The organism is Coleofasciculus sp. (assembly GCF_046565525.1).
GTDB lineage: Bacteria > Cyanobacteriota > Cyanobacteriia > Cyanobacteriales > Coleofasciculaceae > Coleofasciculus.
Genome location: NZ_JBKHUP010000012.1, coordinates 15,558 through 36,106, shown reverse-complemented (window position 1 = coordinate 36,106; position 20,549 = coordinate 15,558). Strand labels below are relative to the sequence as shown.

Genomic DNA, 20,549 nt, shown 5'->3' with positions numbered 1-20,549 from the left:
ATTTTACCCATCAAACGTCAAGGCTTGACCACGTATATCTGTGTGCAGTTTTCCCCGTTCATAAACCACTTGACCCCCAACAATAGTCATCACAGACCATCCGGTCAAGTTCCAGCCTTCAAAGGGACTCCAGCCACATTTGGTTAACAGTTCTTCTCGCCGCACCGGACGGTAATTTTCTAAGTCTACTAAGACCAAATCTGCATCATAAGTGGGAGCGATCGCGCCTTTTTTGGGAATGCGATAGGCTTTAGCCACAGCCGTAGACATCCAGTTCGAGACTTGGGCAATAGTACAGCGTCCTTGTATAGCTTGGGTGAGCATTAATGCTAAGGATGTCTCCACTCCTGGCATTCCCGATGGACTATTGGGATAGGTTTGGGCTTTTTCTTCCAGGGTATGGGGGGCGTGATCCGTAGCAATAAAGTCGATGACACCATCTAATAGGGCTTGCCAAAGGGTGGCATTATCCTGAGGCGATCGCAAGGGGGGGTTCATTTGCGCTAAGGTGCCGATTTTCTCGTAGGCGCTGGTATTCAAGAGCAGGTGTTGGGGAGTGACTTCGGCGGTTACCCAACTGGGTTTATCCCGACGTAGTAACTCGGCTTCCTCCCCTGTAGACAGATGCAGAATATGCAGCCGTCGCTGATACTTTTTCGAGAGTTTTAGGGCGAGTTGAGTCGCATTCAGGGCGGCTTGATTATCTTGAATCTGGGAGTGAATCGCCGGATCATTAATGCCAGCAAATTTTTCCCGCCGTTCCCGGATTCGGGCTTGATCTTCAGCATGAACAGCAATCAGCCGGGTTCCTTGGGCAAAAATGGGTTCAAGGGATTCCTCGCTATCCACTAATAACCCCCCACGCATCGAACCCATAAATATCTTAATCCCACAGGTCGGCTGTGCCTCACGCAGATCGGGCAAATTTTCTGGCGTCGCGCCAATAAAAAAGCCGTAGTTAACCAAGCACTTCTCAGATGCCCGTTTCAGCTTGTCATCTAAGGCGGCTTGAGTCGTGGTTAGGGGGCGAGTGTTGGGCATTTCCAGAAATGAGGTAACGCCTCCCTTGGCACAAGCACAACTGGCGGTAAATAAGTCTTCCTTATGTTCTAAGCCTGGTTCGCGAAAATGAACTTGTGGATCGATGACTCCCGGCAACAATGTTAACCCAGTCGCGTCGATTTCCCTATCTGCCGAAGCTGAAATGTTTGGGGCAACCTGGACAATTTCTCGACCACGAGTGAGGACATCTGCGAGCAAAATGTCCCCTGTTGGCATGAGAATACGAGCATGGCGGATTAATAAGCAAGAGTCAGAGGACATAAGAAAATGCTAAAATTCCCAATAGCTTCAGTATTTCTACTTTAAAGCGAATTTTGTCCAGATACTAGAGGAACAGCTTCGGTTACAACCGCTTCGGTTAAATTAGAAGAGATGAGCCTCTAATTGGCTGATTTTCCTCCATCGTCCAACTCGTGATTGCTTAAGGTGATTAAACGGCTATGACTCGTGTCCCAAATCGAGATCCGGAAAAACAATCGGTACAAAAAGCTGAAAATCCGTGGGTAGAGGGATTCAAGACGATTGGCTTGAGTGTTTTTCTCGCGATCGGGATTCGCAGCTTTGTGGCAGAAGCGCGATATATCCCTTCTGGTTCTATGGAACCGACCCTACAGATTAACGATCGCCTGATTATAGATAAGATCAGCTATAACTTCCGTCAACCCCAGCGAGGAGATATTGTTGTCTTTTCCCCCACAGATGAGCTCAAGCAGCAAAATTTCAAAGACGCCTTTATCAAGCGGGTGATTGGGCTTCCTGGTGAAACCGTCGAGGTGAAAGGGGGACGAGTATATGTCAATGGTCAAGCATTGCGGGAACAATATATCGAAGAGGAACCCGAGTACAGCTACGGACCTGAAACTGTACCAGAGGGCAACTATTTGGTTTTGGGAGATAACCGCAATAATAGCTACGACTCTCACTACTGGGGCTTTGTCCCGCGTAAAAATATTATTGGCAGAGCAATTGTCCGCTTTTGGCCCATTAGTCGGGTTGGTGAAGTTGATGTGATCGAGTCTATTGCTCCAGAAGCTTCTCCTTGAACAGGGAACCTTGACCTCTCCCTGCATAAATGACCTCCATTCAGCGACCATCCCTAAAAAGGTGGCGTGGTGAGGAATCACCTTTCTTATAGGAAGGTGAGGATGTCAATAGGGATTCTATAAGGATACTACGGGACGGATTGAAATCACGTCCCTTTGCAACTCCCTAACCTGCCTTCATCCAGAGATACAAAAAACTGTCTGATCTTTTCGTCTCGTAAGTTCAACCATTTCTCTAGCTGTCTGCGGTAGGCTTTCGCCTTGTCTTTCCCGTCCGGGTTATTCAATAGCACGGTTATTTTGCCTGGTTAATATTGTCTGGATTGATATTCATTCTGCATATTCTCTTAGCAAAACCTTTTCGCACCAGACAGTTGATATTGTATTCTTGTTCGTACATCATTCCCACCCCTTTCACTCGCTCTCGGATTTCTACCAAAGAAAAAAATGATCCGAGTTTTTCTGCTTGATCAATCTGATAGAGATGTTCGATTGTTTTGGGTGTTATACCAAATCCGGGGAACGCTACCCCCGTTATAACCTAGTCCGCGCAGGCGGACGAAAGGCAAGTGTAGCAGCGATTTCAATCGCCTCCTCTTGCTGTTCAAACTGACCTCCGTAGCTGGCAAAGCTTAATATAGTTGAGTTTATTTTTACTAACTTACTTAAATTCCATGTTGCTGGGAAGAATACTAACCTACTCCATTGCATAATGTATATCTTATCAGTCTCGGCGATAAGATAGAGGAACAAAAAAATGATTAAATCTTAAATCTAATAGGTGGGGTTGAAAAGCTAGAATTAATCAAAAATCTAATAACTTAAACTTAAACTTATAATATAAATGGTATTATTTTATACAATTTAACTTCCAAATATTGTTAAATTTAGTATATTATTGTAACCTTACCCAATTTTAATGGTTATCTGGCGACAAATACAACTATTGGATAGAGTTGACGAGTATAATTTTTAACCAGCTAATCGCTTAACCGGGCAAACTGGGAAGAGGTTGATGATATGGAAAAAATAACTCATCTGTTTCGGACACAGGCACAGGAAAATGGGGAAACTGGAAAACTAGGTTCCAAGGGAATACTGAAGTCTTTGGGTAGATTGACTGGTAAGAGTTGCTCAAAATTGGCAGGATGCATCAGAGTAGGGACTGTGGCGCTCACCAGTTGCCTCTGGCTAGGTTGGGGTAGTGACGCCGTTGCCCAAATTATCCCCGATGAAACCTGGGGTACTGAAAAATTCGTTGTCACTCCCAATGTCGATTTTCTGATTCAGGCGGGAACAAGGCGTGGTTTTAACCTGTTCCATAGTTTTGAGCAATTTGATATCACAGAAGGAGGGAGTGTCTATTTTGATTCTCCCCAGGGAATTGAAAATATTTTTAGTCGGGTCAGGGGAAATGACGCCTCGGATATTCTAGGAACGCTGGGTGTCAATGGTGGGGCGAATCTGTTTTTTATTAATCCCAATGGGATTATTTTTGGCGACAATGCTTCCCTGAATGTTCAGGGTTCGTTTGTGGCAACCACAGCTAATGGGATTCAGTTTGGGGAACAGGGTTTTTTTACTACCACACAGTCAGAGGTTCCTTCTCCGTTACTGACGGTGAATCCTTCGGCGTTTCTGTTTAATCAAATCACGCCAGGGCGCATTGAATCGCGTTCAATTACACCAGAAGGAGTTGACATATTCGGCTTTCCTGTCTCTGGTTTGCGAGTCCCTGATGGTCAAAGTTTGCTGCTGCTGGGTGGAGATATCCTGATTGATGGACAATTTGATTTACCCCAATTGGGCGTTGGAGCCGGATTGACTGCATTAGAAGGTCGAGTGGAATTAGCCGCCGTTGCCGGTTCGGGGACAGTAGGACTAGATGTTAATGGTAACACCCTCTCATTGAATCTTCCCCCACAAATGCTAGGCGCGGATATAGCGTTAACCAATGGCGCTGTTGTCACCACGACTGGTGAAGGTGGGGGTGATATTCAACTGTGGGCAAGGCAAATCACTCTGGCAGAGGCTTCTCAGATATTCTCTGGTACTTTGGGTGCCGACAAGGGTGGAAATATCGTTGTGATTGCCTCGGAGTTAGTGGAACTTACAGACTCACCCAGTGGCTTTTTTGCAGACAGTGATGCAATGGGAGACGGCGGAGATGTGACTGTTACGACGCCCGTGCTACGGGTATTGAATGGGGGAGTGATTTCCACAGCCGCTTATTCTACAGGCAATGCGGGTAATTTAGTGGTGAATTCCTCAGAATTGGTACAAGTCAGTGGCAGCATGGATGTTTTTCCCAGTAGTCTGAGAACAGATACTTTCGCACAGGGGAATGGAGGAGATATAACGATTAACACCCCTGTACTTGTGATGGAAGACGGCGCTTTGATTTCTAGTAGCACTTTCTCTGAAAGTGAAAATTTCCCTGAAAGTACAGGTGATGGAGGAGATATAACTGTCGTTGCTTCGGAGTCGGTGCAACTGAGTGATAGCCGTTTAACCTCTCAAACTGCAGGGGAAGGCGATGCGGGTAACGTGAGGATTAAGACCGCTCAACTACAACTCGATAGTGGTGGACAGATTGAAAGTGGAACGTTGAGTGAGGGGGATGCTGGAGATATTTTATTACAGGTGGAAGACGGCTTAACTATCTCTGGAGATTTCAGTGGAGTGTTTGCTGATACAGGAGGAGACTCTAGTGGCAATGGCGGTAGTATTACTATCGAGACGAGAACAGTAGTTGTTCGGGATGGAGGGCAAATCACTGTTGATAGCCAAGGTACTGGAACAGGAGGAAATATTAGTCTTGAAGCTGATTCACTAATCCTGGATACTAAAGGTCGTCTTTCTGCTGAAACAGTAGCTAATACTGGCGGTAATATTACATTGACTATTGATGACTTTTTATTATTGCGCCGTAAAAGTCGCATCTCGACAAATGCTGGTACGGAAGAAGCCGGTGGAGATGGTGGCAACATTATCATTGAAGCTGATTTAATCGTTGGTGTTCCTAATGAAAACAGTGATATTACTGCCAACGCTTTTGAGGGAGACGGGGGAAAGGTCACTATCACGACTCAAGGTTTGTTTAATCTATTCATCCGCAGCAGCGAAGACTTAAAAACTTTACTGGAATCACTGGAACCCGATGAGCTATTAGACCCCAAGAACTTGCTATCTAATGACATCACTGCTATTTCACAAACCTCTCCTGAACTGAGTCGTATTCCTACCCTAATCTTGTTAGAACTTGACCCATCTCAGGGACTGGTAGAATTACCAGCAAAACTTGTAGACGTGACGCGGTTAGTTGAACAAAGTCTTTGTGCGGCTGCACAGGGAAGTGAATTTATCGTAACTGGACGCGGCGGTTTACCTAAGCCTCCAAATCAGGTGCTTGATGCTGATGCGACTTGGGAAGATTGGCGGATAACTACTGTGGGGGAATCAACGGAGGTGCAGCAATCTAACCAAAACAGTTATCAAGAAGTTACAGAGAATAAGCCAAATAAATTTGTTGAAGCTCAAGGTTGGTTTAAAGATGCAAATGGTACGATTATTCTCACCGCAGAACCAACGGTTGTGACACCATACGAAACGGGTGCGCCATCGTTCACCTGTCAATAGTTAAAGTTTTCGTGAAACCTTATGAAATCGAATATCGTTGACTTAAGCGAGGTTCGTAGTTGCGATGCGAGCGTTATAAATGGTGCGTTACGCTCCGCTCTCCTCACCCTACAATTGCCTGAGGTGTTTGTAGTAAGCACTTTAGTGCTTGTTACAAACATAAATCTAAAAGGTTTAATGATATGAAACGCCTAGTATCCTTATCTGTAAATAAAATATCAAAGGTCTGTGTTCCTCGGAAGTTGAGTTGGTTAGCAAAATGGGTAAATTTACGCTTTTTTGTACCGGTGCGATCGCTCAGGCTTGTAGTAAGCGCTGAAGCGCTTATGGCACTAAAGTGCCTACTACGAACGGCGCGATCGCTCCTGTTGGCTCTGTTGGGGTTAAGCTTAAGTTTGGGTATCCATACATTGCCCCAAGTCAGGGCAGAACTTCCTGTCGCCACGGAGACTCTAGCCTTAGTGCAAGTGGGCAAAAATCACTACGATACTGGACAATTTACCGAAGCCGTACAGATTTTGCAACAAGCAGCACAGGGGTATGCCGAGACTGGAAATACCCTCCAGCAAGCTCAAGTATTAAGCCTCCTGTCATTAACTTATCAGAAACTCGGACAGTGGCAAGCCGCTGAACAAGCAATTCAAACCAGTTTGTCTTTACTCGAAACTGTACCTCAAGCTAACCCAAGGGTTCGCGCTCAAGTCTTCAATGCTCAAGGGCGTCTACAATTAGCTACAGGCAACGCTGAAGCCGCTTTAGCTAGCTGGGAACAGGCAGAAACTCTCTATCAGCAAGCGAGTGATCCGATAGGAGCAATTGGTAGCCAAATTAATCAAACCGAGGCAATGCAATCCTTGGGATTGTATCGACGCACACAACAGCTTTATCAGCGGCTAGAACAAGCCCTTTTCGAGTTAGATGATTCACCCGTTAAGGTGGCTGGGTTGCAAAATTTTGGGACTGTTTTGCGACAAGGGGGGGATTTAGAAAAATCTCAAGATATTCTCAGCCAAAGTTTAGCGTTAACCCAAGCCTTAGGTTTACTGCAACAGGAAAGTCAAATATTGCTGAGTTTAGGCAATACAGAGCAAACCTTAGCCCAACGCGCTAAAGTGTTTGAAAATTCCTCAGGCAAAGACTATATCCAAGCTGCCCTGACTCACTACCAACAGGCGGCAATGAAAGCCACGATTCCTTTAACCCGAATTCAATCTCAACTTAATCAATTGAATTTATTGATTGAGACTGACTCTCTATCACCGGATCAAGAATTATTTTCCTCAATATCAACCGGATTATTAACTTTACATGCTAGTCGGGCTTCTGTTTATGCTCATGTGAATTTTGCTGAAAGTTTGCTCCAGATTCCAGAGTTAATGGCACAGAAGCAACGCACTAATGATATGGCGGCAATCTTAACGACAGCGATTCAACAAGCTGAAGCTTTACAAGACCAACGGGCGATATCTTATAGTTTGGGTACGCTAGGTAAGCTCTATGAAAAAACCCAAGACTGGACAAACGCCAAAAATGTAACCGAAAAAGCACTCCTGATTGCTCAACAGATGAATGCAGCTGATATCGCCTATCAATGGCAATGGCAAATGGGGCGATTACTGCAAGCCCAAGCCCAAGAGAATTCTCCAAATCTGCTTGTCAATTCAGACGCGATCGCATATTACAATGAAGCCGTTAAGACACTCAACAATTTACGCGGTGATTTAGTCGCCCTCAATCCCGAAATTCAATTTTCCTTCCGAGAAACTGTCGAACCTGTTTATCGTCAATTCGTCGATTTACTTCTGCGTTCCCCCACTCCCAATAAAGCCAATCTGAGCCAAGCCCGCGATATCATGGAAGCCTTGCAATTGGCTGAACTGGATAACTTCTTTCGCGATGCTTGTGCCACACCAGAAGCTGTGAATATTGATAACGTTGATCCTCAAGCTGCAATCTTTTATCCAATTATATTACCCAATCGCTTGGAGGTAATTCTCAAATTACCTGGACAAAATAACCTGCGCCACTATGCCCATCAAGGCGTCTCTGAACCTCAAATTGATCAAGCCGTGGAACAATTGCGCCAGGATTTAACCAAACGCAGTACGAGTATCAGTAAAATTAAACAGGATGCGGCACAACTTTACGATTGGTTAATTCGCCCCTTTGAAGCTGATTTAGATCCCGCAAACTCAGATAACCCCACCGTTAAAACTTTAGTATTTGTCCTCGATGGTTCCTTACGCAATATTCCCCCCTCGACTCTCTATGACGGAGAAAAGTATTTAATTGAGCGATATGCTGTGGCGTTAACGCCCGGTTTACAACTCCTAGAACCCAAACCCCTAAACCGCGAGAATTTCCGAGGGCTGATTGCTGGAACGACAAATGCACCCAGCTTTGAGCAAGAAGGATTTTCTACCCTAGACAATGTAGCCGATGAGTTAGCCGGAATCCGAAACCAACTCAACCTAAGTCAAAGCCTAGAGAATCAGGATTTTATACAAGATAATATCCGCAATCAGATTAATATGGCATCCTTTAATCTGGTACACATTGCCACCCACGGCAAATTTAGTTCTAATCCCCAACAAACCTTCCTCTTAGACTGGAGTGGGCGGATTAATGTTCAGGATTTAGATAGTTTATTACGCACCAATGAACCCAATCGTACTACCGCTATTGAATTACTGGTTTTGAGTGCTTGCGAAACAGCCGCTGGAGATAAGCGTGCAGCGTTGGGATTAGCAGGAATTGCGGTGCGAGCTGGCGCCCGCAGCACATTGGCGACATTGTGGCAAGTCAACGATGCATCCACCGCAGAATTTATGCGACGGTTTTATCAACAGTTAAAAGAGCCTCAACTCAGTAAAGCTGAAGCTCTGCGGAAAACTCAAATTGCTTTCTTAACCGAGTATCCAGATGATCCGGATAAAGATTACCTACGCCCCTATCACTGGGCACCCTTTATTCTGGTTGGGAACTGGTTATAACATTGCCTGGTATAACACTACCAGCAATGGGTTCTTGCTCAATTTCTTGTAACCCAATTCTTTCATCTCCCAAGAGTTCTAACCAGATACTTTCCAATGTGGCATTTTCAGGGTATTCCAAGCGTAATTGAGCCAATTCTGAGAACATATCATACCAAACGTCATGACGGGCGTAAGCGGCAACCCGTTCTAGGGGGTTTTTTGACAGATTTAATTCTGCCTCAAGTTCAGCAGATTGGGCAACTCGTCGCACAAATCCCGTCAGCGATGCTGGCGCCAGTCGAGTTGCTGCTTGCTGGGATTGTGCTGAACTAGGACAACTCATTTCAAAATACCAGCGATAGGTTTGACCTATTTCTAATGGCTTTTCTGTTGTGGGAACTGTTACACTGACAATTCCTGGTGTTGCTGGCAGTTTAAAGGTGGTGCGGTAAATATCATTTTCCCCCTGTTGGATGGAAAATTCTCCAGAGGATACTTTGTCTGAACCGTAGGGAACATAAACCCAAAAGGTGGGATAGTCACTCACGGTTAACTGAAAGTTCTTGCCACCTGCCATGCGAGTGAGGAAGAGATCTCCTTCGGTGTATTCGCAGTTACCACGAGTACCTGTTCCATTGCGGGTTGTAGGAGTACCACCACCATCCTTAGGCGGTAAATTGGGCAGGAGAGAGGGAATTGATATTGGTTCAAAAATAGTATTCGACGGCTCAACCTGTGCCGTCGCTGGGGAAAGATTAGTCATTAAACTAAGGATAATACCCATTGCTAATACGGGTTGGCGTCGAGATATAATAAATTTGAAAATGTTCATGTCTCAGTCCGTAACGATACTAGAGGATAGAACGTGGAGTTGTTGTCTGGGGAGTTCTCGGCGTGGGGAAGCCAGGGATACTTTAGAGTTCAATTATCCACTAGAAAATTTACTTCCATTGAGATGCTCCCCTAGACAATAATTTTGCGACAATGTTCAATTCTAGATGCACCCGTCACGTTTGCTGTTAGATTTAACCCTACTTTAAATGCACCAAATGGTTACTCTTGAAATGATATAACGGGTAGTGCTTAGAATAGGGAATGTGAGAGGTTGACGATAAAACTCGTGTGGGTTCAACTAAATTGCAAAGGTAAAAACTCATTGGGATGACAAGATCTGTGATATTGTCTTCTTCGTTTCCTTTGTAGGCTTCAGCTTTGTCTTCTTCAGTTGGAGGTTCATGATAAAGTGACGCAATGGAAAATTGCCTTGAAGTGGGAGGCACTGGAGGAGGACAACGACGATTACAGCGGCTCCAATGGCGACGAGAAGTTGCATTAGTGATATTAGCAAGAGAAAATTCTTGACTTTCTGGATAGAAAAGGTAAAACATATCCTGTTTGTATTTGCCCCAATAGTTAATACTCATCTTTGAACTACTTCTCCTTCATTTAGTGTTTTCGATGGGATAGCTGAGTCAATCAATTTTCTTTGCTTTCCCTTTTCGATTCTCAGTATCGGTGACAATTTACCCAAAGAGTTGGGAAAAATTCAGGACTTGAAAACTCAGGAAAATTCAGGGTGTTAGGGAAAGTTGAGGTTGATTTTCGTAAATATTAGGGATAATTTTATCGTACTTGTATCCTTATAATCATTAAATTTTATAACTCAGTGTAACGATTAGCTTAATGGCAACAAACGCGATCGCTATCCCACCCCACAATTCTTACAAACCTTGATACGAAAAAGATTGAGCCATTCCCACAAACTAACTGAACCCTAATTGTATCGAATATTACCTTTCAAATTCTGTCAGTGCTTCCCTGATAATTGTATCAATATGTAAAAAATATAGTCAATTTGCTATGGTTGAACTAGAAACTCTCTATGACTCTATTATGGCAGGCAGAGTCTCGCCAACGGCATTCCCAGCCAGAATGTCGAAAATGTAGAGACGTGGTGTCACCTCTGTAACAGGCGGCAAAACCGAGCTATTGGATGGTAAGGATTTAAAGATTACACAGCAATTATTACCCGACAAATTTCCATCTAAAATAAATCGGAATAATTCATGAAAATTCAGGTTTATGGCTTGTGTAATTTTCGCAAAATCTCACTTCATCTCAGGGTGTATTCGTATTTACTAAGATAAGATAAGTAGGTTAGTCTGAGCATCCCTGCCAATGAAATTTGATATAGATGACGCCATCCAAATGGCGAACCAAGCTGTATCATACAGCGCTCACCGCAGCTTGACGGATGTAGAAGTCATGGTTCTCAAAGGAGCATGGCAACGTCAAGAGTATGATCAAATTGCCGCCAAACATCAATATGCCACCAGCTATATTAGTCAAGATGTCGCTCCGAAGCTGTGGAAAATCTTAACCGAAGCCTTAGGAGAGAAAGTGAAAAAAAGCAATTTCAAACAAGTACTGGAGAGATATTGGAAACAGCACCAGGTTTCCCAGGCTTCCCCCAATCCAATTTCTCCAGCCCCAAACCCCTATATTCTTAACCCAACACAGTTAGAATCATTCACGCCCGACTACTATGTAGAACGCTCTCCCTTGGAAAGCACTTGTTATCAAACCCTATTACAACCGGGAGCGCTGGTGCGGATTAAAGCACCCAGTTTAATGGGTAAAACCTTACTCGTAAATCGGGTATTAGCTAAATTAGCCACTCAAGGCTACCGCACCGCTAGTTTAAGCTTTAAACTAGCCGATAGTCAGAGTCATTTCACTCATCTGGATAAATTTTTACGGTGGTTTTGTATTAATCTCACTCGCGAACTCGGCTTAGCCAATGCCTTAGACGATTATTGGGATGAAGAGGATATGGGTTCTAAGGTCAGTTGTACTACCTATTTTGAAGACTATCTCTTAGCCTCCACGAATAGTCCCATTGCCTTGTGCTTAGATGATGTACATTTACTCTTCCCGTATCCCGAAATTTATGAAGACTTTTTCGGACTCTTGCGCTCCTGGTATGAAAAAGCCAGAAGTCGCCAACGGTGGAAACTATTGCGGTTAATTATCGTCCATTCAACTGATGTTTATATTCGCCTCAACATTAATCAATCACCCTTTAATGTTGGGTTACCCATTGAACTTGCTGATTTTACCTTAGAGCAGATACAAGAGTTTGCCCAAAAATATGGACTCAATCCTGATCTGAGTTATCTTCAACCCTTAATCAACATGATTGGAGGACATCCCTATTTAGTCGAACGCGCCTTTACCTACCTAAAAAATGACCCCAATATGCCCCTCGATCAACTCTTAGCCACCGCACCTACAGACGCTGGAATTTATGCCAGTCATTTGCGAGAAAATTGGTTTTATCTGCAATCTCATCCTCAACTCGCAGAGGCGTTTAAAACCGTTGTTACCAAGACAACCCCTATACAAGTTGAACCCATGCAAGCCTATCAACTTCATAGTATAGGATTAATCAAACGGTCGGGAAATAAGGTCGAACCCCGCTGTGATTTATATCGTCAATATTTCTGCCATCATTAAGGAGTGAATACCGAATGTATGCTGATGAACTCAACGGGGCTGATCGGTATCATCTTGGCGGAAGTTTACCCGCTGATGCACCCACTTATGTGGTAAGAAAAGCAGATTCTGAACTCTATAACGGTTTACTATCCGGGGAATATTGCTATGTCCTTAATTCTCGGCAAATGGGCAAATCTTCCCTGCGAATCCGTACCATGTGCAAACTCACAGCCCAAGGAATTGCCTGTGCCGAAATTGAACTGAATGGTATTGGGAGTCAACAGATTAGCGCCCAACAATGGTACGGTGGGATTATCCAAGAATTAATTAGTGGTTTCGATTTACAAGTGAATCGACGTAACTGGTTAAGGGAGTATGAGGATCTCTCCCCGGTGCAACGTTTGGGCAAATTTCTGGAAACAGTATTGCTGGCACAGATTCCCAAAAACATCGTTATTTTTATCGATGAAATTGATAGTGTTTTGGGATTGAGTTTTCCGGCTGATGATTTTTTTGGACTGATCCGTAACTGTTATGACAAACGGGCAACTAAATCTGACTACAAACGCCTTACCTTTGCCTTATTGGGAGTTGCCACACCATCGGATTTAATTCAAGACAAATATGCAACGCCATTTAACATTGGTCGGGCAATTGAATTGAAAGGGTTTAAGGTTCACGAAAGCGCGGCTTTAATTCAAGGATTAGTCGGACGAATAAGCTGTCCCCAAGCTGTATTAAGCGAGGTATTGTATTGGACAGGGGGTCAGCCGTTTCTCACCCAGAAATTATGTTGGCTTCTGGTGAATCGTTGTAATCAGGAACAGAATGGACTCTGTATTATTCCTGAGAATGAAGCCCCGCGATGGGTGAAACAGTTTGTGCAAACGCAAATTATTGAAAATTGGGAAGCCCAAGATGAACCGGAACATCTGAGAACGATTCGCGATCGCCTGCTGGGACAACTTCACTGTTGTCAACGATCCCTCCAGATTTATCGAATCATTTTAGAACAGGGAAGTGTTGAGGCAAAAAATAGTCCTGAACATATCGAATTGCGGCTATCGGGATTAGTGAATAAGCACCAGGGTAACTTAGTGGTTTATAACCCGATCTATCAAACCGTTTTTAATCTAGATTGGATTGAAAAATATTGTCCCAAGGAACGGATTCTTGCCGTCGTCTTTACCGATGTGGAATCATTCTCGACAAAAATGGCAGCCGATGAGAAGCATACCATGGGACTGCTCCAAAGGGATTTTCAGCTTATCCGAGAATGCTGTGAGCAGTTTTCCGGCGAGGTACTCAAAGGGTTGGGAGATGGGTTGTTGATGCGCTTTGAAACTGCACAAAACGCTGTTGATTGCGCGATCGCGATCCAAAATTCGCTCAAAACCGCTGCGGCGAATTTACCCAAGCGGGACATTCTCCGCCATCGAATTGGTATCCATCTGGGGGAAGTGTTTTTCTTCCAAAATGATTTCGGTGTTTCACCCTCCCGTAATTTTATCAACGCCTATCAGGATGATGTGATGGGTAATGTGGTGAATGTGGCGGCGCGGCTGCAAACTGAAGCACCAGCGGGGGGAATTTGTATTTCCCAAACCGTCTACGAAGCCGTTAAAGATCATCTGAATGGAGTGAAGGAGCAGCAACAGCTTCAGATTACGAAAGCCGGAGAACGCCTTTTAAAGAATATTCCCCAACCTGTCGCCGTTTATATTATTACCCTTGATCCGTACCTGCAACCCTGGTGGTGGAAAATACTCATCGTCTTAATCACAGCCGCGATCGCGACAGGTATGGTTTTCGGGGTGCGATCGCGCGGTTGGTTGGAATCCTGGGAACTCACCGTATTCGATCACCTGATGCGGCTGCGACCCCATGAAGGACCCGATGAACGACTCTTAATTGTAGAGATTACCGAAAAAGACGTTCAGGCTCAACCCTCAGCCGAACGAGTTGGCTCATCTCTATCTGATCGAGCCTTTGCTCAACTCTTAGCCAAATTAGAGTCCTATCAACCCCAAACCATTGGCTTAGATATTTATCGCGATCGCCCTGTAGACGAAAACTATCCAGAGTTAGCCCAAGCCATGAAAAAGAGCGATCGCTTGTTTACCATCTGCCATTACGGGAATCCTGGGGTTTTACCGCCACCGGAAGTGTCAGCGGAACGACAAGGGTTTAATAATGTTGTCCTCGATACAGATGAAATTCTGCGTCGTCATCTTATAGCCGTTTCTGACGCCTTACCCTGTCAAAATCAATACGCTTTTAGTATACAGATTGCCGCTCATTATCTAAAGAGCCAAGGAATTAAACCGCAACTGAATCCCGAAGGTTACTTCCAGTTTGGCTCAACGGTATTTAAAACTCTAGAAAAAAACACAGGTGGCTATTCTAATATTGATTCGAGTGGTCACCAAATCTTACTCAATTACCGCGCCACTCCCCAGATTGCTGAGAAAATTACGCTCACAGATGTTCTGAATGGTCAACTCAATCCTAACCGAGTAAAAAATCGTATTGTTCTGATTGGCACCACCGCTCCCAGTTTTAACGATCATCGTTGGCGTACTCCCTCTAGTGGAGGACAGAATACCGTTCAAACCCTGACCGGGATTGAAATTCAGGCGCAGATGGTCAGTCAAATTCTCAGTGCTGTTTTAGATCATCGACCCCTGATGTGGTGGTGGTCCCAACCCATTGAGATCCTCTGGATTGGCGGCTGGTCTTTAGTTGGAGGAATACTCGCCCACAATTCTTGTTCACTATTAGGTTTTCTGAGCCGAGGCGGAGTCGCTACAGGTATTTTATACGGAAGCGGGTGGGTTCTTTTCCTGCAAGGGGGTTGGATACCGATAGTTCCCGCCGCTTTAGCCTTGGTCATGACTGGAGGTATACTGATTGTTTTCGGGAGTATGTCAGGGAAAGCACGCAATATTCCAGCTAACCGGATAAGTTGGGTTTCGTTTCTCAACCCAACCTACTTGCGTTGACATGCACCCTTGTTTTCTCTGAGTTGAAATCTCCATTTTATGACTGATTAGTTTTTTGGTAGGGTGGGGAAGAACCCGCTGGACATTGAATAGTATTCTCCACTACTTCAGGTTGAGGGGGAGGCGTTTGTGACGGTTGATTCGTCTGGCAAATTTGATCAATCGCCGATTCCCCAATCACAAACACCGCCCCGGTATAACTCTTTAAATCCGGCTTCTTCGCTTGAGCCGTAACCAGCGCTTGCTGTTGATTCGCTGAGACAATCTCATACTCATAAGATTCGGGCTGCGATTGCAAGGGAATTGCCAACTCATCTAAGCTTGAGGCAAATTCTTCGTGTTGTAAATAGAAAATTTGTTGGCTTTTATTCACCGAATTAATAAACGATTTGGCTTCTAATTCTCCCGCTAAATCAATTGGTGGCAATGGTGAAGGAGTCAGGAGAGTGTGGGTAGGTAAAATCGGTTGAGGTTCATTTAGAGACAGAGAAGATTTTGCCGTATTTTGATTTTCTGGGACGGGTGAGGCGCTATTCCTTGGGGTTTCTGTGGGCTGAGAAGACAGCTGATTAGAAAACGGGCGCTGTTGCCAATACCAATACAGAGAAGTCACCGCCCCGCCAAAAATAAGTAAGACAACTCCTGCTACCCATTTCGCTTTTCGCCCTTTCAGCAGCTTGAGCCCATTCAACTGAATCGGTGTTTTTGTTAGGGGGGATGATTTAGAGGGATTGGACCTTGAAGCGACTGCTCTGCCTTGATTCGGAGCCGATTCATCCTTTAAAATCTGCGTTGGTGCGTCCGGGGCATAATCCCATCGCGCCGTAGAATCTTGGCTATAACTATTTGTCCCTGATGGGGGATAGTTGACCGCTGAATTCCGAGAACGTTTCCCAGATGTCCCCGCCGAATTTTCTCCTGTCCCGGTCAAAGATTTTGCCGGATTCCTCATTCCCGACTTGCTCATTTTTCCGGTGGTTTTATCCAACATCTTGGTTGGGATCTGGGTCAAATTTTGTCCTTTGGTTCTCGCCCCTTGAATAGACATTCCTTGCCCAGGAGAGGATGTGATAATACCCGAATTGTAATGAGATAAATTTTTCAGATCAGCTAAGACTGCTGTGACGGATTGGTAACGCTGACGGAAGTCATAGCGCACCATTTTATCGATAACATAACCCAGACCTGGGCTAATATTCAGTTGATCGCGCCAGAGAAATTCACTGGTTTCAGGGTCTTGTTGTAGTTCTTTTGGGTGTAACCCGGTCAAAGCTTGGATACCAATTATCCCCACCCCATAGATATCACTGCTAAAGCGCGGTTTTCCGGCTAATTGTTCGTTAGGCATATAGCCGGCTGAACCAATGGCAATCGTCAGCGCCGTTGGTTCCTTGGTTTCGACGGGTTGAGTACTGATTTGTTTAACCGCGCCAAAATCAATTAAAACAATTTTATGATCGGATTTGCGTTTGATGATATTCGCCGGTTTGAGATCCCGGTGAATAACTTGATGCTGATGAACAAACTCCAGAGGTTTTAAAATTTCTTGTAATAGTCGAATAACAATTGCCTCTCTCAACGGCTTACCGAGGGGTAAAAGTTTAGATAGACTATCACCTTCGATAAATTCCTGGACTAAATAAAATTCTTGATTTTCTTCAAAGTGAGCGAACAGTCGGGGAATTTGCTCATGGTTTCCTAATTTATACAGAACCTCGGCTTCGGTATTGAATAAACGTCTTGCTGTCTGCAACATCGCCGGATCAGTGGTTTTTGGCTTCAGTTGCTTGACAACACACCAAGGATAACCGGGTAATTGTCTATCTTCTGCGAGAAAGGTGGTTCCAAACCCACCCGCCCCAAGCTGACGGATAACGCGGTAGCGCCCACTAAGTGTAATATCGGTCATGAGAGTTGTATCGAGGTTGTCAGCGTAAGCCATCTGATCAAACGAGACTGCAAATTGTACATTAGCCTAACTTCATTGTCGCTGCTAATCTGGCAATGTAACAATCAATCTGTGATAAGTGCATCAGGAATTACTCTATGGCATCCTAGCACCCAGAATCGGTTATAGCGCTTGGCGAGCAAAGCGATGAGCGCTTCCTTTCTTAAATTGGATTCGATAGAGAGTATTGCACCCCTCCTTTTTCAGGATAATCGCAATCGGGCTACAGTTGAAAGGTTTACTCTATCACGAGGTCTATCAGGAGTCCCCAATCGGGTATTCACAGTTTGACCGATCTAGTTAGTGATTGGTTTGAGTTGAGAATGGGGCAAAATCTGAATAGGATAGACATACTAACAGATTGCCCACTCTAATCCAATCACTCAATTGTAAAGGAATAATTTATGGCTTACTTCTGGTTTAAGGCGTTTCACCTAATTGGCGTTGTTGTCTGGTTTGCTGGGTTATTCTACCTCGTGCGTCTTTTCGTCTATCACGCAGAAGCCTCGCAGGAAGCGGAACCCGCGCAAACGATTCTGAAAAATCAATACCAACTCATGGAGAAACGTCTCTACAACATCATTACCACACCGGGAATGATTGTGACTGTCGCCATGGCAATTGGTTTACTCACCACTGAGCCAGAGGTTTTAAAGTCTGGTTGGATGCACGCTAAGTTGGGGTTTGTCGTGGCGTTGCTGGCTTATCATTTTTACTGCGGTCGGTTGATGCGACGGTTAGCATCTGGAGAATGTCAATGGACCAGTCAACAGTTTCGCGCACTCAATGAAGCCCCCACTGTCCTACTCGTCGCGATTGTTTTACTTGCCGTGTTTAAGAATAGTTTACCCACAGATATCACGGCTTGGGGAATCTTTGCCCTGATTATTGCTATGGCAGCATCGATTCAACTCTATGCTAAAAAACGGAAGCGGGATAAGGAAAAAAGTTTGGCAGAAGCGTCCCCAGCAACCAGTGAGGAGATGACCGAACAGGTATCTGCCTAAGGACAAATGAACTGTGGTAGAGACGTTCCGGCTGAACGTCTCTTCTGGTTAAGAAGAGTAAACTTTGGGATTAATATTTCCTTATCTTTTGTGGAAAACTAAGCGGTTTCTGTGGAAAAGTGGCAATATCTGTGGAAAAGTCAGGCTTTTTCCAGGGGGTATGAGTGATTAAAAGGTAATCTGATCCGACTCATAAGCTGGGGGTTCAACATGAATCAACACTCGCACCGGATGAAAGCGTTCTTCTAATCGATCCTCCACAGCTTCGGTAATTTGGTGGGCGGTTTCCACGTCTTTGGCATCAACAATCAGATGCATTTCCAGAAAGACTTGACGCCCCAAAACGCCACGAGAGGCGATATCGTGGCAGTTGATTACTCCAGGAACTTGCATAACAATGACTTGAATCGCTTCAGGTGCGATCGCGACTTCATCCACTAACCAGGGTAAGTTATCTGTTAACACCTTCCAACCACTGCGAAAGACTAACAGGGCGACAGGAAAGGCGAGAATCACATCTAGCCACTGGAGTTGGGGCAGATTCCATACTTCTCCTTGCCAGATGCCAATCAATCCTAGCAAAACCGTAATGGTTACCCACACATCACTCATCGTGTGTTGAGCATCCGCTATCAAAATCGCACTTCCCACCCGCTTCCCGACATTTCTTTCATAGAAGGTGACGAAAATATTCACGCCTAAGACAATCAGCAGTAACCACAACTCTGTCGGTGCAATCTTGATCGGCGTCAAACCGTTGACAATCCTCTCGATTGTGCCTTTGAGAATTTCAAAACAGGCGATGCCCAAAAACGCCGCAATCCCCAAAGCGCCCACCGCTTCAAACTTCTGATGACCATAGGGATGTTCGCGATCGGGGTAAGGAGACGAAAATCGATTCGCCACTAAGCCCAAAACATTATTGGCACTATCGGTGACACTGTGCAACGCATCAGCTTGTAAGCTCAAAGACCCTGTTAAAATGCCAACAACGGCTTTCAATGCCATCACGAATACATTCAACACCAGGGTAATCAGCAAAACCTTGCGAACTTCAGCACGTTTGTCGGCTGGCATTATGTTTGCCCCTAAATAACTAATTTCCCCTATCTTTAGTTTAGTCGGGAAAATGACTGAAACCCTTGTCATTTAATGCTTTTAATTCTCTAAGCCCCCTAACTTTTTGTAGGCTTCTTGCGAGTTTTTCTAGGCATTGTGTGCCAAGACGCCTAATTCTTTGGTAGATTTTCGGAGGGACTTAGTTACCATCTTCTATCAGTAAGCGCTCATTATTAAGATTTATTGCTCATGGTTCCAGCTCAACTTACCCTCAATCTGGCTCAAGGGTCTGTATCGTTCAAATTTACGCCGGAAGCTGCCCAAAATTTACAAAAGGCTCTTGCCCAACTTGTACAAACCTTAAAAGCTACGGCTCAAGCCCCAGGCAGTACCAGCAAGCCCAGTCCACAAAAACCGATAGAGTACCAATATACTGGGGATGTTTTCTTGGAAATTTTCTGCAATCCCAATATTTACCCCAGTCCCTTTGCGGCTAAAGTCCTAATTACACTGCGGGATGAACGCATCCGTTTGAGTACGGAAGCCGAACTGACTCGGGTGATTGAGGATGTCAATCAGTATCTAGAACAAGTTGGCTGACAATTTAAGGTAGGGCAGCTTTACAGAAGTGTCAAGTATTGTAAAATAAGCAAGGGGTCAACCCTTCTCGTGGTTGACTGATGCTGTGGACTTGTCGAGTGCTGACACCGAAGCGAGTGAAGCTCCAAAGTAAACGGCAGAATTTACGCCCGTATATGCCCGTTGCCAAGGACAAAATTATGAGTTCTAACAATATCCAAGACGTTTTCCAAACCGGCTTCCGTGTATCCTTGGGGGCTACCACTTCCCTCATCGAAAGCCTTCAGGATCAGCAAAAGCGGGAAGAAAACCTGTCCCTGCTGAACTTAGACTTCAATCAACAGGTTGCTGAGTTGTCAAAAAAAGGCGAAAAAACCGAGCAAGAGGCTCAACGCTTGATTGAACAGATATTCAACCAAATGAACCAACCGACAGAATCAGCTACACCATCAACGCCCAGCGAAAGTGGTTCAACACCATCAACGGGAACCACATCTCGCAGTACCCAACAAGAACTTGAAGAACTGACGGTACAAATCGCCCTGATCCGAACCGAGTTGGAGCAGATGCGTAACCCTGACTCGAACAAATAATACCGAGTTGTGCCTCATCGTAGCCTCATCTTAATAGATAGGTTAACTGGGGCTCCTACAGTATTTCAGGTTATCCAAATTTTAATATGCAATTACATTGCTGCTTTGCTAAGCTGCATCCTTTTTTTTAGGGTTGTATCAGGA

13 protein-coding genes are annotated in these 20,549 nt (G+C 44.7%); 8 read left to right on the top strand and 5 right to left on the bottom strand.

What is annotated here, in order from left to right; all coding sequences use genetic code 11:
- Nucleotides 1-3: 3 nt before the first annotated feature.
- Nucleotides 4-1,323: a dihydroorotase gene (locus tag ACLGGO_RS06365; protein WP_446418671.1), complete on the bottom strand. Its 1,320-nt coding sequence runs from the start codon at nt 1,321-1,323 to the stop codon at nt 4-6.
- A 179-nt stretch (nt 1,324-1,502) separates the two neighbouring features.
- Between ACLGGO_RS06365 and lepB the strand changes: the two genes are divergently transcribed.
- The 3 genes from lepB to ACLGGO_RS06350 all read left to right on the top strand — a co-directional run bounded on the left by lepB (nt 1,503) and on the right by ACLGGO_RS06350 (nt 8,737).
- A complete protein-coding gene (lepB, locus tag ACLGGO_RS06360; protein ID WP_446418670.1) occupies nt 1,503-2,105 on the top strand; it encodes a signal peptidase I in 603 nt (200 codons plus the stop codon).
- 1,020 nt (nt 2,106-3,125) lie between these two features.
- Complete coding sequence (locus ACLGGO_RS06355) at nt 3,126-5,744, top strand: filamentous hemagglutinin N-terminal domain-containing protein (RefSeq protein WP_446418669.1); 2,619 nt, start codon at nt 3,126-3,128, stop codon at nt 5,742-5,744.
- A gap of 182 nt (nt 5,745-5,926) precedes the next feature.
- Nucleotides 5,927-8,737: a CHAT domain-containing protein gene (locus tag ACLGGO_RS06350; protein WP_446418668.1), complete on the top strand. Its 2,811-nt coding sequence runs from the start codon at nt 5,927-5,929 to the stop codon at nt 8,735-8,737.
- Here the strand turns inward: ACLGGO_RS06350 and ACLGGO_RS06345 are convergent.
- Nucleotides 8,712-9,551: a DUF928 domain-containing protein gene (locus tag ACLGGO_RS06345; RefSeq protein ID WP_446418667.1), complete on the bottom strand. Its 840-nt coding sequence runs from the start codon at nt 9,549-9,551 to the stop codon at nt 8,712-8,714. The two genes, ACLGGO_RS06350 and ACLGGO_RS06345, sit on opposite strands and share 26 nt — an antisense overlap.
- Nucleotides 9,552-9,750: 199 nt before the next feature.
- Nucleotides 9,751-10,143, bottom strand: coding sequence for a hypothetical protein (locus ACLGGO_RS06340; RefSeq protein WP_446418666.1), 393 nt, complete (start codon nt 10,141-10,143; stop codon nt 9,751-9,753).
- 754 nt (nt 10,144-10,897) lie between these two features.
- On the opposite strand from ACLGGO_RS06340, the gene ACLGGO_RS06335 reads away from it, so the two are divergent.
- Together ACLGGO_RS06335 and ACLGGO_RS06330 are read left to right on the top strand one after the other, a co-directional pair.
- Nucleotides 10,898-12,235 (top strand): AAA-like domain-containing protein, encoded by a 1,338-nt coding sequence (locus ACLGGO_RS06335; RefSeq protein WP_446418665.1) that lies wholly within the window; start codon nt 10,898-10,900, stop codon nt 12,233-12,235.
- Between the two features lie 14 nt (nt 12,236-12,249).
- Complete coding sequence (locus ACLGGO_RS06330) at nt 12,250-15,219, top strand: CHASE2 domain-containing protein (protein WP_446418664.1); 2,970 nt, start codon at nt 12,250-12,252, stop codon at nt 15,217-15,219.
- A 37-nt stretch (nt 15,220-15,256) separates the two neighbouring features.
- On the opposite strand, the gene ACLGGO_RS06325 is transcribed toward ACLGGO_RS06330, so the two are convergent.
- A complete protein-coding gene (locus ACLGGO_RS06325; RefSeq protein WP_446418663.1) occupies nt 15,257-17,128 on the bottom strand; it encodes a protein kinase domain-containing protein in 1,872 nt (623 codons plus the stop codon).
- A gap of 443 nt (nt 17,129-17,571) precedes the next feature.
- Between ACLGGO_RS06325 and hemJ the strand changes: the two genes are divergently transcribed.
- Nucleotides 17,572-18,174 carry a protoporphyrinogen oxidase HemJ gene (hemJ, locus tag ACLGGO_RS06320; protein ID WP_446335526.1) on the top strand — a complete coding sequence of 201 codons (603 nt, stop codon included), beginning with the start codon at nt 17,572-17,574 and terminating at the stop codon, nt 18,172-18,174.
- A gap of 168 nt (nt 18,175-18,342) precedes the next feature.
- On the opposite strand, the gene ACLGGO_RS06315 is transcribed toward hemJ, so the two are convergent.
- Nucleotides 18,343-19,251 carry a cation diffusion facilitator family transporter gene (locus ACLGGO_RS06315; RefSeq protein WP_446335527.1) on the bottom strand — a complete coding sequence of 303 codons (909 nt, stop codon included), beginning with the start codon at nt 19,249-19,251 and terminating at the stop codon, nt 18,343-18,345.
- A gap of 231 nt (nt 19,252-19,482) precedes the next feature.
- Between ACLGGO_RS06315 and ACLGGO_RS06310 the strand changes: the two genes are divergently transcribed.
- Both ACLGGO_RS06310 and ACLGGO_RS06305 read left to right on the top strand, forming a co-directional pair.
- On the top strand, nt 19,483-19,833 hold the full coding sequence (locus ACLGGO_RS06310; protein ID WP_006100292.1) for a hypothetical protein: 351 nt from the start codon (nt 19,483-19,485) through the stop codon (nt 19,831-19,833).
- Between the two features lie 80 nt (nt 19,834-19,913).
- On the top strand, nt 19,914-20,405 hold the full coding sequence (locus ACLGGO_RS06305) for a hypothetical protein (protein WP_446418662.1): 492 nt from the start codon (nt 19,914-19,916) through the stop codon (nt 20,403-20,405).
- Nucleotides 20,406-20,549 lie beyond the last annotated feature (144 nt).